Source organism: Corynebacterium sp. KPL2861, from assembly GCF_040225475.1.
GTDB lineage: Bacteria > Actinomycetota > Actinomycetes > Mycobacteriales > Mycobacteriaceae > Corynebacterium.
Genome location: NZ_JBEHFW010000015.1, coordinates 1 through 13,295, shown reverse-complemented (window position 1 = coordinate 13,295; position 13,295 = coordinate 1). Strand labels below are relative to the sequence as shown.

General features: G+C 57.1%; 16 protein-coding genes and 1 pseudogene. 9 read left to right on the top strand and 8 right to left on the bottom strand.

Annotated elements, in window-relative coordinates; translation table 11 throughout:
* The first annotated feature begins 106 nt into the window (after positions 1 to 106).
* From ABRP84_RS10605 to ABRP84_RS10585, 5 genes are all read left to right on the top strand, one after another.
* Positions 107 to 466, top strand: coding sequence for an FKBP-type peptidyl-prolyl cis-trans isomerase (locus tag ABRP84_RS10605; protein ID WP_023025863.1), 360 nt, complete (start codon positions 107 to 109; stop codon positions 464 to 466).
* A gap of 110 nt (positions 467 to 576) precedes the next feature.
* Positions 577 to 1,440 (top strand): aldo/keto reductase, encoded by an 864-nt coding sequence (locus ABRP84_RS10600; protein WP_349853719.1) that lies wholly within the window; start codon positions 577 to 579, stop codon positions 1,438 to 1,440.
* 395 nt (positions 1,441 to 1,835) lie between these two features.
* Entirely contained in the window at positions 1,836 to 2,183 is a 348-nt protein-coding gene (locus ABRP84_RS10595; RefSeq protein ID WP_349853717.1) for a DUF485 domain-containing protein, read from the top strand.
* The gene (locus ABRP84_RS10590) at positions 2,184 to 3,827 is read left to right on the top strand and encodes a monocarboxylic acid transporter (RefSeq protein ID WP_237800467.1); all 1,644 of its coding nucleotides are present in this window, start codon (positions 2,184 to 2,186) and stop codon (positions 3,825 to 3,827) included. It abuts the gene before it with no gap.
* A gap of 39 nt (positions 3,828 to 3,866) precedes the next feature.
* Positions 3,867 to 4,796 (top strand): hypothetical protein, encoded by a 930-nt coding sequence (locus ABRP84_RS10585; protein ID WP_349853715.1) that lies wholly within the window; start codon positions 3,867 to 3,869, stop codon positions 4,794 to 4,796.
* Positions 4,797 to 4,798: 2 nt separating this feature from the next.
* Here ABRP84_RS10585 and ABRP84_RS10580 read toward each other — a convergent pair whose 3' ends face one another.
* The 3 genes from ABRP84_RS10580 to ABRP84_RS10570 form a co-directional block, all read right to left on the bottom strand.
* Positions 4,799 to 5,704: a DUF1906 domain-containing protein gene (locus ABRP84_RS10580; protein ID WP_284809888.1), complete on the bottom strand. Its 906-nt coding sequence runs from the start codon at positions 5,702 to 5,704 to the stop codon at positions 4,799 to 4,801.
* A gap of 78 nt (positions 5,705 to 5,782) precedes the next feature.
* Positions 5,783 to 6,211 carry an OsmC family protein gene (locus ABRP84_RS10575; RefSeq protein ID WP_284831940.1) on the bottom strand — a complete coding sequence of 143 codons (429 nt, stop codon included), beginning with the start codon at positions 6,209 to 6,211 and terminating at the stop codon, positions 5,783 to 5,785.
* 10 nt (positions 6,212 to 6,221) lie between these two features.
* Positions 6,222 to 8,222 carry a poly(ethylene terephthalate) hydrolase family protein gene (locus ABRP84_RS10570; RefSeq protein ID WP_349853714.1) on the bottom strand — a complete coding sequence of 667 codons (2,001 nt, stop codon included), beginning with the start codon at positions 8,220 to 8,222 and terminating at the stop codon, positions 6,222 to 6,224.
* Between the two features lie 356 nt (positions 8,223 to 8,578).
* On the opposite strand from ABRP84_RS10570, the gene ABRP84_RS10565 reads away from it, so the two are divergent.
* On the top strand, positions 8,579 to 9,901 hold the full coding sequence (locus ABRP84_RS10565) for an ammonium transporter (RefSeq protein ID WP_349853712.1): 1,323 nt from the start codon (positions 8,579 to 8,581) through the stop codon (positions 9,899 to 9,901).
* Between the two features lie 33 nt (positions 9,902 to 9,934).
* On the top strand, positions 9,935 to 10,273 hold the full coding sequence (locus ABRP84_RS10560) for a P-II family nitrogen regulator (protein WP_023028498.1): 339 nt from the start codon (positions 9,935 to 9,937) through the stop codon (positions 10,271 to 10,273).
* Positions 10,274 to 10,355: 82 nt separating this feature from the next.
* Here the strand turns inward: ABRP84_RS10560 and ABRP84_RS10555 are convergent, their stop codons facing one another.
* Positions 10,356 to 10,898 carry a hypothetical protein gene (locus tag ABRP84_RS10555; protein ID WP_349853710.1) on the bottom strand — a complete coding sequence of 181 codons (543 nt, stop codon included), beginning with the start codon at positions 10,896 to 10,898 and terminating at the stop codon, positions 10,356 to 10,358.
* A 127-nt stretch (positions 10,899 to 11,025) separates the two neighbouring features.
* Here ABRP84_RS10555 and ABRP84_RS10550 point away from each other — a divergent pair, with 127 nt between their 5' ends.
* Together ABRP84_RS10550 and ABRP84_RS11320 are read left to right on the top strand one after the other, a co-directional pair.
* Positions 11,026 to 11,289, top strand: coding sequence for a transposase (locus ABRP84_RS10550; RefSeq protein ID WP_349853709.1), 264 nt, complete (start codon positions 11,026 to 11,028; stop codon positions 11,287 to 11,289).
* A 65-nt stretch (positions 11,290 to 11,354) separates the two neighbouring features.
* Positions 11,355 to 11,615: an IS3 family transposase gene (locus ABRP84_RS11320; protein WP_502879809.1), complete on the top strand. Its 261-nt coding sequence runs from the start codon at positions 11,355 to 11,357 to the stop codon at positions 11,613 to 11,615.
* Positions 11,616 to 11,619: 4 nt separating this feature from the next.
* On the opposite strand, the gene ABRP84_RS11315 is transcribed toward ABRP84_RS11320, so the two are convergent.
* The 4 genes and pseudogenes from ABRP84_RS11315 to ABRP84_RS10535 form a co-directional block, all read right to left on the bottom strand.
* Positions 11,620 to 11,988, bottom strand: a complete 369-nt coding sequence (locus ABRP84_RS11315; RefSeq protein ID WP_502879808.1) for a transposase — start codon at positions 11,986 to 11,988, stop codon at positions 11,620 to 11,622.
* Positions 11,873 to 12,148 (bottom strand): transposase, encoded by a 276-nt coding sequence (locus ABRP84_RS11310; RefSeq protein WP_502879807.1) that lies wholly within the window; start codon positions 12,146 to 12,148, stop codon positions 11,873 to 11,875. Before ABRP84_RS11310 ends, ABRP84_RS11315 begins: the two co-directional genes overlap by 116 nt.
* Entirely contained in the window at positions 12,121 to 12,384 is a 264-nt protein-coding gene (locus tag ABRP84_RS11305; protein ID WP_502879806.1) for a transposase, read from the bottom strand. The genes ABRP84_RS11310 and ABRP84_RS11305 overlap by 28 nt, the downstream gene beginning before the upstream one ends.
* A 31-nt stretch (positions 12,385 to 12,415) precedes the next feature.
* Positions 12,416 to 13,034 (bottom strand): annotated as a pseudogene (locus ABRP84_RS10535) (IS3 family transposase); the annotation flags it as partial.
* Positions 13,035 to 13,295 lie beyond the last annotated feature (261 nt).

The following is a 13,295-nucleotide window of genomic DNA, read 5'->3' as shown; positions in this document are numbered from 1 at the left end:
GCCCCAATTCAACCGAATCGGGCTTGAGCACTATAATTGGTGCAGCTCGGTTCGGTTTCATTGCGACCGCACGAACAAACTAGATTTCCCAAGGAGAATAATCCCCATGGATAAACCTGTTATTGAAGCCCAGTCTGGCCCAGCGCCGACCGACCTCGTTATCGAGGACATCGTCGTAGGCGATGGCGCTGAAGCCAAGCCTGGTGGCGTAGTGGAGGTCCACTACGTTGGCGCCGAATATGAGACCAACCAAGAATTCGATTCCTCGTGGGACCGTGGCCAGTCCATCGAGTTCCCACTGACCGGTCTCATTGCCGGCTGGCAAGAGGGCATCCCGGGAATGAAGGTAGGCGGTCGCCGTCAACTCATCATCCCGCCGGAAAAGGCCTACGGCCCCGCCGGCGGTGCGCACCCGCTGTCCGGCCGCACCTTGGTCTTTATCATTGACCTCATCCGCGCCGACTAAGCTGCGCTAAAAATCGTTGAACCGGCTCCCTTAAGGGGGAGCCGGTTTTTCGTTGTGTAGGGGCGGTCAGTTCCCGCAAGGGGCCGCATAAGACGAGAAACTGGGGCACAATGGGAACTATGACTGTGCCAACTATTTCATTCAATGATGACCGCGAGATGCCCCAGCTTGGACTGGGCACCTACAAACTCAATGACGATGAGTGCATTCGCGTAGTCCGCGAAGCCATTGACTTGGGCTACCGCCACTTTGATACGGCGACGTTGTACAAGAACGAAGAGGCATTGGGTACTGCGCTCAAACAAGCCATTGACGCGGGCGACGTCACCCGCGAGGACCTGTTTATTACCTCCAAGGTCTGGCACTCTCACCACGGCGCGCAGAAGGCGGAACAGGCCTTCCAGGAATCCATGGAGAAGTTGAAGCTGGATTACTTGGACCTGTACCTCATCCACTGGCCATGGCCACAGGGTGGGCTGTACGTGGAGACCTTTGAATCCATTGCCCGCCTGCAGGGGATGGGCCAAATCGCTTCCATCGGTGTCGCTAACTTCTACGAGGAGGTCCTCGAGGACCTCATTGACAAGACCGGCATCACCCCGGTGCTCAACCAGGTGGAGCTGCACCCTGGGTTTACCCAGCCTGAGCTGCGCGAATTCCACCACAAGCACGGCATCGTGACCGAGGCGTGGTCTCCGCTGGCGCGCGGCGTGGTGCTCAATAACCCGGAGATTGAAAAGGTTGCCGCCGCGCATGAGGCTACCGAGGGCCAGGTGGTACTGGCTTACCTGATGGCCAAGGGCATTTCCGTTATCCCGAAGTCCGCCCGCAGTGAGCGGCTTCAGGAGAACCTGGCCGCCGCAGAGCTGGAGCTGGGCAAGGATGAAATCGCGGCTGTTGACTCCTTGGAAGGCCAAGAAGGTTTTGGCCGTATGTTTAATGATCCCCGCGAATTCCCGGGCGCGGAGGGCTAAGAAAGAACTCTCGGGCGAAGGAGCCACCGGCGACGGCGTCGTCGGTGGCTTTTGCTGTGCAGGATGGCTGAGTGGGGGAGTACGTGCTGGTTAAGGCGCCAACCGCGTTGATAAGTGGTTCCTTTTGTGTCGCCTTTACTGATTAGTTAACCTCTGGTTAACAAAATTCGCTAACCGGTTGAATCTAGGGTGAAGGGGGTGATGTGCAAAGAATATTAGCCCAGTTGACCGGAACCTATCGGGTTGAAAGGGGGGAGTTTTTGTGGGGTGTATTGGCAATATTTACTGCTTTGCAAAAAATTTTCTGTATCTTACATAGCAACGCGGGTAGTGATGAACAACACATTGCGCCTCGTTTGTACAGAACCTCTCTCACCCAAGGAGACAACCCTTCTATGAGTGATACAACTGCTCCCGTCGAGCGCCGTGAGCTTACGGCAGCCGACTACATAGAAATGCGCGATAGCGAAGAGTTTGGCGAGCTGCGCAGCGCTTATCGTAGTTTCACTTTTCCCATGACCGTCGCGTTTTTCGTGTGGTACATCGTCTACGTGCTCACCGCCGTGTTTGCGCCTGATTTTATGGCCATTGAGTTTGGCGATGGCGGCTGGAATGTCGGCCTCGTCTTCGGCCTGGCCCAGTTCCTCACCACGTTCATCATTACCTGGATTTACGTGAAGTACGCCAATAAGAATATTCAGCCTAAATCGGTTGCTATTCGCGAGAAGTTGGAGGCCAAGTAAATGACTACCACTTACCTTGCACAAGAAACTTCCGCCGGTAACCCGATTCTGAATATCTCCATCTTCGGCATCTTCCTCGTGGTTACCATGGCCGTCGTGTTGCGCGCCGGCAAGACCACGAAGAAGGCGTCTGACTTCTATACCGGTGGTGGCTCGTTCTCTGGCCGCCAGAATGGCTTGGCCATTTCCGGTGACTACCTTTCGGCAGCGTCCTTCCTCGGCATCGTCGGTGCGGTGGCGCTCAACGGCTACGACGGATTCTTGTACTCCGTCGGCTTCTTCGTCGCCTGGCTCGTGGCCCTGATGCTGGTGGCCGAGCCGATGCGTAACGTGGGCCGCTTTACCATGGCGGACGTTTTGTCCTTCCGCCTGAAGCAAAAGCCGGTGCGCGTGGCCGCGTCCATCGCCACGCTCTTCGTGACGCTGTTCTACCTCATTGCACAGATGGCCGGCGCCGGTTCGCTGGTGGCCGTGCTGTTGAACATCCATGACTTCAAGTGGCAGGCAGTCGTCGTCGGTATCGTCGGCGTGCTCATGATCCTCTACGTCTTGGTCGGCGGCATGAAGGGCACCACCTACGTGCAGATGATTAAGGCCGTCCTGCTGGTGACCGGTGTGGTCATCATGTGCATCATGGTGTTTGTCTCCCTGCGCGGTGGCTTTAGCAACATGTTCAGCACCGCGATTGATATGCACGCGTCGTCCGATTACCTCCATGAAAAGGGCTATGAGGCCAAGGAAATCATGGAGCCGGGCCTGAAGTACGGTGGCTCTACCGCCGCTAAGTTGGACTTCATCTCCTTGGGTATGTCCCTCGTGCTGGGTGTGGGTGGCTTGCCACACGTTCTGATGCGCTTCTACACCGTGCCGACCGCCGTTGAGGCGCGCCGCTCCGTGACGTGGGCCATCGTTATCATCGGTGCCTTCTACCTGATGACCCTGATTCTGGGCTACGGTGCAGCCGCACTGGTTGGCCCGGACCGCATCCTGAACGCACCGGGTGGCGCAAACGCCGCCGCACCGCTGCTGGCACTGGAAATCGGTGGCTCCATCTTCATGGCCATTATTTCCGCCGTGGCCTTTGCCACCGTGCTTGCCGTGGTGGCGGGCCTGGCGATTACCGCCTCCGCCTCCATCGCGCACGATATCTACCACGCGGTTATCCGCAACGGTGAGTCCACCGAGGCAGAGCAGGTGCGCGTCTCGCAGGCCACCGTGGTAATCCTGGGTATCGTCTCCATCATCTTGGGCATCTTGGCGATGACCCAGAACGTGGCCTTCCTGGTCTCCCTGGCCTTCGCAGTGGCGGCATCGGCTAACCTGCCGACCATCCTGTACTCGCTGTACTGGCGCCGCTTCAACACCGCGGGTGCCGTGGCCTCCATGTACACCGGTGTTGTCTCCTGCTTGGTCCTCATCTTCTTCTCCCCAGCGGTATCCGGCACCGAAAGCGCCATGTTCCCTAACGCGGACTGGGCTATCTTCCCGCTGACCTCGCCGGGTCTGGTTAGCATCCCGCTGTCCTTCTTCGTCGGTTGGTTCGTATCCATCGTGACCAAGCCAGACAACTTGGACGAGTTGGCGGCAGAGATGGAAGTTCGTTCCTTAACCGGTGTGGGCGTCGAGGCCCCAGTCCAGCACTAATTGCCCGAAAGGTAGCAATTACCGGTAATATGGTTCGACGTGTTTAATCCGTCCTCTCTCAACGCGGCGGCATCAGTAAAGGCTGGTGCCGCCCTTGCCGTGTGCATGCTTGCCTGCTCTACGGTTGCTGGGTGCAGCAATAGCGAGCGAGATAGCACCGCCAAAGCCGAAGACACCACGATTACCGCGCATAGGGCGGCAAAGGTGCCCCCGCGGATCAATGAGTTCCTCAAGGGGGATGAGGACCATTCCATTAGCTATATTCGCCTGCACGATGGCATGTATATGGGCTCTGCGGCAGAACATGATCCCCGCCCGGCTCTTAGCCTCATTAAGCTCTATATCGCTACCTACGTCATTGAGCAGGGCGAGTACGAGGACAAATACGAGGCGCTCGGCATGATTGCCAGCTCTTCTGATAAGAGCGCCGAAGAGTTGTTTAAAAAGTACCCGGATTCCATCGACAAGATTGCCAAGGAATATGACCTGGAATCCACCAAGGCGGGCGAGACTTGGGGCTATTCGAAAACCTCCACCTATGACGTGGCCAGCTTCATCTCCCAGCTCATCAAGCGCGATGAAACCCATCCCGTGCTCGTGGCGATGTCGCACGCGGATCCGGTCTCAGAAGATGGCTATGACCAGGATTATGGCACCGCGAAGCTCTCTAATGTCGTGGGCAGCAAGTGGGGCTGGTCTAACGATAAGTCCATCAATTCCTCGGTGTCCTTTGGCAAGAACTTCGTCGCCGCGGCCTCCATTAATGGCTCTGCCGATGACCTTACGGACTACGTCAAGAGCGAAATCAATGGCGAGAACCTGGGCAAGGCCACCGAGCGGTTCCTGAAGTACAAGGACGGCGAGGACGTCCCGCCCATCGAGACGACCTCGGAGAAGCCGACCTCGAGCGAGAAGAAGGACAAGGACAAGAAGGACGAAAAGAAGTCCTCCGAGCCCAAGGGGAAATAGGCCTACTTAATGGCCTTGGCGATGTCCTGGGCGGCATCGGCAAGCCCGCGGATTTGCTCGTTGCTTAGCGATGACCCCTTAAAGCTCACCCCATCCGCGTTGAGCTGCGGCAGCTCCGGCATATTCGGGATGGCCTTGTCCAGGGTGGAGCTGAGATCCTGGATGCCTGGCTGCTTGGAGCCGGGTGTCCATTGGCCCCAGTCGCTGGCATAGACCTCGTTGACATCGACGATGACGTTCTCGATGGTCTGCTGGCGCGACTGCGGTAGCTGGTGAATGGTGGTCTTGGGGTGAATTTTCCCGTTGGAGCCCCAATCGTGCATCCAGTAAAACGTGCCAATCCCATCCTGGCTGGCCCACTCGATGGTGTTGTAGTTGCCGTAGACACCGGTCTGGTAGCCGGCCACGGATAGGGCCTTGGAAAACGCTTGCAGGTACGGCCGGATGAACTGGGTGTAGTGCTCGCGGGTGGGGTTATCGTCGATGGCGATATAAATGGGGCGGTGCGTGGGTCCACCGGCGGCCTTGTGCAGCGAAATGGCCTGCGGGGCGTGGATGGCGGCGCCGGCCGCGCCCTGCTTCCAATCGGCGGTTTCGGCGCGGCCGAATTGATAGACCGAGGCCGTGGGCAGGCCGGCGGCGGCATTGGCCGCAGCCTCTTGAAGGGTAACCGGCTTGCCGGTCATCCAAGCCGCGCCGGGGCGCTTATTGGAGACGTAGCGAATAGCGCCGATGTGTCCCGCGCGTTTGATGGCAGTGGGGGAGGGGATACCAGAGGAAAAGTCGATGATGGTGCCGCGCACCGGGCCGAGGGCGGCGGCAGAGGGTGCGGCCGCACCAATGGCGCCGGCGGTAAGGGCAAGGGCGCTTGCCTTCAAGAGGCCGCGACGAGATAGAGATGGTGACATGAAAAGCTCCTGCAGTGATCGCATTAGTCACAATAGTTAACAAATGCACCATAGCAGGAGATAGTGGGGGAATCGCGTTTATTTTGACACGTTGCTAAATTCCACGTTCGTGGCGTGTTCCACGGTGCGCGATACCGTGCAGTCCTTCTCGTGGGAGATGCGGATCAGGTTATCTACCAGCGCGCGGGCCTTATCGCCGTCCGGAGTGGAAGGGAAGGAGAGGTCGAAGGCGACGCGGACATCGGAAAGCCGCGAGGCGCCATCCTCATCCACGCGGTCGCCCTCTGCGCGCACCTGGAAAGACTCCGGCTCGGTGCGCCGGGAGGTTACGACATCCACATCCACCGCGGTGCACCCAGCGACGGCAGCCAGCAGGAGCTCTACCGGCGATAACAGGCCCTCGCCGCGGCCAAATTCGATGCTGGCGCCATCCGCATTGGTGGCGCGGTACACCGAATTTTCTACGCGGTTAAGGTCAACGGAATACTGCTTGGTGATTTCACTCATGGCTTAAAGCTTAAGCCAGGCTCGGGATATAGGCCACGCTGCCGCCCAAGGACATGGTGATAAAGATGGGCGCGATAACCAGGGGGCCAAGCCATACGCGGCCGGTATTGGCATAAAACATCTTGTTCAAGATGGGCAGCAGGATCATCATAGGCAAGATGGACTGGAGCATGTTCACATACAGCCAGTCATCGGTCCAGTGTACCGTGCCGGTGGCGGCGAAGACGGAGTACTGGATAACGAAGATCATCGCCAAGCCGACGGAGTTAGCTAGCGCCGCAATGAGGTAGGTCTGCCACTTGGGCGTATCGCTATAGCGCGTGCCCACGCCGGCGCGGATGGAGTTGGCCAGGTAGAAGATGAACATCGCAGGTACGTACATCAGCGCCACCAGGAACCAGCGCAGCGTCAGCGGGCGCGAGGCCACGACCAAGAAGCGGTAATCATTGTGGAAGGCAAGATACACAATGGATAGCACGGAGAAGTAGACAAAGAGCAAGATGAAGGCCAGCAGTAGCGTGCGCCCAAAGGTGCGCCAGCTCATCGTGATGCCCCACGCGCGGGCGCGCTCGCCGCGGGCATAGGTGGACTTATCCCGGGTGAAATAGAACAAGATGAGCCCCACGATGCCGTTGACGATGGCCCACAAGACCACCGAGTTGACCATGCGCGCCGGGAAGAACCAGGTACTGACCTTATTCGCGGCATCGTAGAAGACGTCCTGCGAAAGGTTCGCCAGCGGCATGAACGTGAAGAAGGCGATGGCTGCGGTTAACACGAAAAAGCCCCAGAACTTCGCGGCCTCTTTGCCCCGCGGACGCTTTGGCACCGTCGGAAGCGCCTGAGCCACTGGCGCAAAGTAGCGGGTGCGCAGGAGCATACGGGTCAGCGGGAAGAGCATGGCGATGCCGCCGATGAGGGACAGGAGGTTAAAGACCTCTTTCAGCCACCAAGTCTGGTTGCCGGAATCCATCTTCACCGGCGCATCCAGGGTGTCATCGAAGAAATCGAGAATGCTGCCGATGGCACTAGGTGTCAGCGGCTGCAGCGGGTGCAGCGTTTCATCGTTATAGGCAACGCGGTACGTGCCCTTGTCGATGTCCCCGTAGCCCCGGCCGATCTCAATGTGGTCCACCTGGTCTTGTTTCTTGAGCCCAGAGTTGACCATGGACAGGGCCTCTGGGGCATCGCGCAGATCGCCATCGCCGTTGATATTTCGGTAGCCGCCTTCATCGTAGCGGGCATAGCCCAGCGCCATATTGGAGTGCACGTGGGCAAACTTCTTATCGTTTAAGTTCTTGAGCCAGCCAGAGATAAAGACCGCGGAAATCTTATCTAGGTCCTCGGCGCGCTTGCGCTCGCCGTCCGTGATGGTGGTGCCGCCTTCGCTATTTGGGTCCTTGGCAGCTTCGAGGGCATCGTCTACCTTCTTGCCGTACTTATTGGCTGCGGTGCGCACCGCAGTACCACCGGCGGAGTGGCCGGTAATGCCGATGCGATCCTCATCGACGTAATTAAACGTATCCAGGTGATCCGTGACGTAATCAATGGCGGTCACCACGGCGGAATCACTATCGTCCGGGTGTTGCGAGCTGGACTCGCCCTGGTTATACGGGTCAACTACGAGGGTGACAAAGCCGCGCCGGGCCAATTCCAGCGAGTTGGACACCTGGGTTTCCTTCGTGCGCTGGAAACCGGGCGAGACGATGACCATCGGTGCTTTATTCTCTGGTGTAGCGTCCTTGGGCCGGAAAAGATCGGCGGTCACGGTGGCGCCGTGCTTGCCGGCGATTTTGAGATCGGTGACCTGAATATTGCCGCCGTTGGTCTGCACCAGGGAGGAACCCAAGGCACCAACGATAACGATCACAATGCAGATAAAAAGCTTCCAGCCATCGCTAAAGCGGCGCTTTTTGGTGAGCTCTTCTGGGCTTGCCGATGCCTGTTCGGCCACGGTTTTGATATCCCGTTCTTCTGTGGGGCTGGCTGGGGGAGTGTGGGATGCGGACATGTACGCGTTCCTTAGACGTAATAGACGGTTAGTACATGGGCACAAAGTGTCCGAAGTGAAGAATGTTATTTTTCAACCACTAAGCACTGTAGAACGGCGTACACATCCCGGCAAAAGATTTCACTATCCGGGGGTGAAGTGCAATTGCAGGGTGGGGACTGTCTTCTATGGCGGGTCGATTTAACTTCGGCCCGGGCCTCTCGCGTTATCTTCGCCGCCTTGGGGTGTGTGAACCTGCAGCGCAAAGGGGTGCCCTAGCCCCACATGGGGGAACTATCTATATGGCAATAGATATTAAATACCTGTAGGACTACCGTTATAAAAAGAAAATTTTGGACAATCTACAAGGAGACGCAATGGATGCGGTGACTGCAGGTAATGCCAGTTGGATGCTCATAAGCGCAGCTCTCGTGCTGCTGATGACGCCAGCGCTGGCACTTTTTTATGGAGGCATGACTGAGCGCAGGGGCGTGCTCAACATGATGCTGATGTCCTTTGGTTCTCTCGCCGTGGTCAGCATTATCTACGTCCTCTGGGGCTGGTCAATGAGCTACGGCACGGAGTCCTGGGGCGGAATCGTTGCCAATCCCTTCGAGCTTTTCGGGCTGAAGGATTCCATTTTTGATGACAACGGTGGCTACATCGAAGGTGAGAACGGTTATCCCAACGTCATCGATATCGGATTCCAGCTCACCTTCGCCGTTATCTCCACCGCGATTATTTCCGGTGCGCTGGCAGGGCGCGTGAAGTTTGGCACGTGGATGATCTTCAGCGGTATCTGGGCAACCCTCGTCTACTTCCCGCTGGCACACATGGTCTGGGGTGGCGGCATCCTTGGCGATGGCGAAGACAGCATCGCCAGCTGGATCTTCGGCAGTGAAGACGGTGAGGCCCTCATTACACCTATCGACTTTGCCGGTGGCACCGTCGTCCACATTTCCGCTGGTACGGCCGCTTTGGTCCTGGCCATCGTGGTGGGCAAGCGCCAAGGATTCCCGCACAGCGTGCAGCGCCCCCACAACCTACCCATGGTCATGCTGGGTGCCGGCCTGCTGTGGTTCGGCTGGTTCGGATTCAACGGTGGTTCCGCCTTTGCTGCCGATGGCCTAGCAGGCCTGGCCTGGATCAACACCACCGCTGCTACCGCTGCCGCTATTTTGGGCTGGTTGCTCGTGGAAAAGATTCGCGATGGCTACAGCACCTCGTTGGGTGCAGCCTCCGGTGTCGTGGCCGGCCTGGTGACCATCACCCCGGCCGCCGGTGATTTGAACCCCGTGACCTCTCTCATCATGGGTCTATTCGGCGGCATGCTCGGCAGCGTGGGCGTGGGACTGAAGTTCCGCTTCGGCTTCGATGACTCCCTCGACGTTGTGGGCGTCCACCTGGTCGCCGGTCTGTGGGGCACCATCGCTATTGCCTTCTTTGCCAATGACCGCGGCATTCTTACCGGTGGCGGCGCCGACGGCTGGAAGCTGTTGGTCGTGCAGTTCCTCATCGCCGTAGTTGCTGTAATCTTTGCCGCCATCATCACCGCCATTATCGCGGTAATACTCAAGTCCACGATTGGCTGGCGCGTGACCGACCAGATTGAAACCGACGGCATTGACTTCGGTGGCCACCGCGAGACCGGCTACGACATCGGCGGCCGTGCCATGCGCGGAACGACGAGCCGGGACTAATCCACCGAATAAACAGCGAAAGTAGGAACAGACATGAAACTCATTACAGCCGTGGTCAAGCCGTTTACCCTGGACGATATCCAGCAAGCGCTCCAGCAACTGGGGTCGCCCGGAATGACCGTCTCCGAGGTGGAAGGCTTTGGCCAGCAACGCGGCAACAAGGAAATCTACCGCGGCGCCAAGTTCGCCACGTCCTTTGTCAACAAGGCCAAAATTGAGCTCATCGTCGCCGATGACCAAGCCGAGGAGATCGTGGACGCCATTGTCGAGGCCGCCTGCACCGGCGAAATCGGTGACGGCAAGATTTGGATATCCTCCATCGATGACATCATCCGCGTGCGCACCGGCGAGCGTGGAGAAAAGGCTATTTAAATTCCAACAGCCCAACGCCCCAGGAACTCCGCAGAGCAGTGGAGACCTGGGGCTTTATGCTGCGGTGCACAGAACTGGCCTTTTAGCTTTCTAGCTGACCTGTTTCTTTTGCTGAGGCCATAATATTGGCCAGGGCATCCACCAAGCTATCGAGCACATTTTTATCGCTAGAAACCAGAGCATCACGCTGCTTGCGCTGTTCGATGCCACTAAAAATTGCACGCGTTGCTTCGGCCTTAAAGCGCTTAGAGCGCTTGAGCTGCTCCTTGGAATTTTCTTGGCCGAGTTTGACGGCTGCAGGCTGGCTAGAAAGCGTGCCCCAAGCAGCAACGATCATTTGAGCGGTATCGCCGCTGTCAACGTTAACTCCTGCGAGCGAGAAAAGATCATTGACCTTTTCTACGGCTTCATCAAAGGCGCTGCGCAGTGGAGTCTGTGGTTCGCCCAGGCGAACAGTGAACTCCGGCACCTGCAATGCCTCAGATTCGCCACCGGTAACGCTATGATCCTCTTCAACTTCACCTTGGGCAATCGCGACGCCGGCCAACGTGACGCCGGTAAGGAAGTCTTCGCTGTCATCCAGCTCGGTAATGTGCAGGTTTGGCTCTAGGACGCTGCACAGCATTCGCGCCGGGATACATCAGCATCGGCATAAGCGATGATTTGGGATAAGAACTCGTAGGCATGGCGATATTTCAGCACGTAAAGTGTCTCAGGTTTTGTTCCGTTTGAGTAGATAGAAAATCTGGAATATGCCGAGAAAATTTGACCAGGATGTCAAGGACTGTGTGGTCCGTCTCGTGGAAGATCGCATCGTGGCGGAAAATATGTCGATGCGCCCCGCGTGTCAGGCAGTAGCCCCAAAGCTGGGGTTTCATGGCACACGGCTCGTCAATGGACTTGAGCCTGCCCGCTGTGTGGGAAACATCCCAGAACTTGTGCCTGAAGATGTGGCCGCCGAAAACGCGAGGCTACGCCGTGAAAATCACCAGCATGCGAAACTGATGAGCTACTGAAGGCTGCCTCGGCTTTTTCGCCTCATGACTCGACCCAAAACGTTAAGAAATGATCCGGTTCATCGATGACTACCGGAATCGTGTCACTGCCCGAGTTCATTTGTAAGACGCTTCAAAATAACCGGGCTGGTGGGTTTATCACCTCGCGTGGTTATCGCCAGTTTAAGGCCCGTGGATTAAGTGCTCGTCGCCTTCGTGATACTGTTCTGGTTGAGGGTATTAGTGCTGTTCATCGGGATAATTACGGTGTCTACGGTGTGCGGAAAATGTGGCATGCTCTTAACCGTGACGGAAGAGCGTGTCAAGTTGTTTGTGTGTGGGATTGATTTTTTATGGGTATTTGTCGAAGCGGTCGGGAAAGGCTACGGCCATCTGGTTGATGGCTTGTTTCCAGCCGGAAACTCGGGCTCCTTTCGTGAGTCTGCCGGCTGTTGCGGTGACTCGTTTGCCTTGTTTCGCCCTCCTTGCAGCTCGTTTGTTTTCGATGTTGCAGATCATTAGCCACAGCGTCTTGAGTGCGGATTCATCGTTGGTGAATTGCACCCTGTTGCGAGTGGCTTTACGCAGCTCATTGTTAAACGACTCAATAGAATTCGTCGTATAGATTTGCCTTCCTAGCTGCTGGCGGGAACTGCAGAAACGGGACAAATCGCTGCCATGCGTCCTGCCAGACCTTGACTGAGCGGGGATACTTCTCACCTAGCTCGGAAGCCTCGAATTCGTTTAATCCCGCCTGGGCTTCGGGCTCGTCTGTGGCGGTGTAGATCTTTTTCAACGCGGCTGACACAGCGCGGCGATCCCCGTAGTCTACCCATCGGTTCGCTGCGCGAATCAGGTGCACGATGCAGGTTTGTACCATAGAGTTCGGCCAGGGTTGCCTCTAGAAGCCTCTGGTAGGCTTTTCAGCCCATCACAGCAGACAATAAAGACGTCTTTGACCCCACGATTGGCCAGGTTGGCGCATACCTGCGCCCAGAAGGAAGCACCTTCTTCTTTAGCAATCCACAATCCCAAAATGTGCTTGATGCCATCTAAATCCACGCCGATGGCCATATAAGCACTCTTGTTGACTACCCGGCCTGGGGTTGCCCGCAAATCGTGGACACGTAGTGGAGCTACCTAGTGGTTAGGCAGCTATTTCTTTTCTGCTGGTGCTTAGGTTGGTGTGGTTCTCGAAATCGACGGGGCTGACCATCCCGAGGGAGGAATGCCGGCGCCGACGGTTGTAGACGACTTCAATCCAGTAAGCCACGGCCTGACGCGCAGCATCGCGGGTTGGCCAGCGCTTACGGTCGTAGAACTCGGTCTTAAGCGTCGACCAGAACGACTCGGCCATCGCGTTATCGAAGCACACACCGGTACGCCCTACGGACTGAGCAATGCCCAAGTTGTGGCACACCTCCCACAGCTTTTCGCTGGTGAATTGGGTTCTGTGGTCAGCGTGAAACACTAGCCCCTCAGGCACGTCACCGCGTAGTGTATGCGCCATCTGCAGGGCCCGTTCGACCAGGTATGTATCTTAAAACGCTATCCATCGCCCGTCCCAGTACTCTGCGGGAATGACCATCGCGTACCGCGCACAAGTACAACCAGCCTTCACCGGTGCGCAAATAGGTAATATCCGACATCCATACTCGGTTGAGTTCACCTGCATCAAACATGCGCTTGACCAGATCAAAAAGCGTGGACCTACGCTTGGCTTGGACCGTTGTCACTGGGACAAAGGCCCGCGGTGAAATCCCTTCTGAGGTTACCCTCGTTTAGTGGACACCCTATTAGTACGGATCTTGTGTCCGTAAGAGAGGATGTTCATTGTGAGTTCGTCAAGGAAGAAGTACACCCCGGAGTACCGGCAGGAGGCCGCCAGACTGGTCATTGAGTCCGGGCGCCCAATCGCTCATGTGGCTTAAGGAAATTGGCGTATCGGCGACAATTTTAGGCAGGTGGGTCAAACTTGAGCGGGAACGCCAAGGCTCGGTAGATGGCCGCAGTGATGCCGATATACG

Excerpts from the sequence above, each read along its gene's own strand:
- ABRP84_RS10605 (WP_023025863.1), top strand. The coding sequence starts at position 107 with ATGGATAAACCTGTTATTGAAGCCCAGTCTGGCCCAGCGCCGACCGAC.
- ABRP84_RS10600 (WP_349853719.1), top strand. The coding sequence starts at position 577 with ATGGGAACTATGACTGTGCCAACTATTTCATTCAATGATGACCGCGAG.
- ABRP84_RS10595 (WP_349853717.1), top strand. The coding sequence starts at position 1,836 with ATGAGTGATACAACTGCTCCCGTCGAGCGCCGTGAGCTTACGGCAGCC.
- ABRP84_RS10590 (WP_237800467.1), top strand. The coding sequence starts at position 2,184 with ATGACTACCACTTACCTTGCACAAGAAACTTCCGCCGGTAACCCGATT.
- ABRP84_RS10580 (WP_284809888.1), bottom strand. The coding sequence starts at position 5,704 with ATGTCACCATCTCTATCTCGTCGCGGCCTCTTGAAGGCAAGCGCCCTT.
- ABRP84_RS10575 (WP_284831940.1), bottom strand. The coding sequence starts at position 6,211 with ATGAGTGAAATCACCAAGCAGTATTCCGTTGACCTTAACCGCGTAGAA.
- ABRP84_RS10570 (WP_349853714.1), bottom strand. The coding sequence starts at position 8,222 with ATGTCCGCATCCCACACTCCCCCAGCCAGCCCCACAGAAGAACGGGAT.
- ABRP84_RS10565 (WP_349853712.1), top strand. The coding sequence starts at position 8,579 with ATGGATGCGGTGACTGCAGGTAATGCCAGTTGGATGCTCATAAGCGCA.
- ABRP84_RS10560 (WP_023028498.1), top strand. The coding sequence starts at position 9,935 with ATGAAACTCATTACAGCCGTGGTCAAGCCGTTTACCCTGGACGATATC.
- ABRP84_RS10555 (WP_349853710.1), bottom strand. The coding sequence starts at position 10,898 with ATGCTGTGCAGCGTCCTAGAGCCAAACCTGCACATTACCGAGCTGGAT.
- ABRP84_RS10550 (WP_349853709.1), top strand. The coding sequence starts at position 11,026 with ATGCCGAGAAAATTTGACCAGGATGTCAAGGACTGTGTGGTCCGTCTC.
- ABRP84_RS11320 (WP_502879809.1), top strand. The coding sequence starts at position 11,355 with ATGACTACCGGAATCGTGTCACTGCCCGAGTTCATTTGTAAGACGCTT.
- ABRP84_RS11310 (WP_502879807.1), bottom strand. The coding sequence starts at position 12,148 with ATGGTACAAACCTGCATCGTGCACCTGATTCGCGCAGCGAACCGATGG.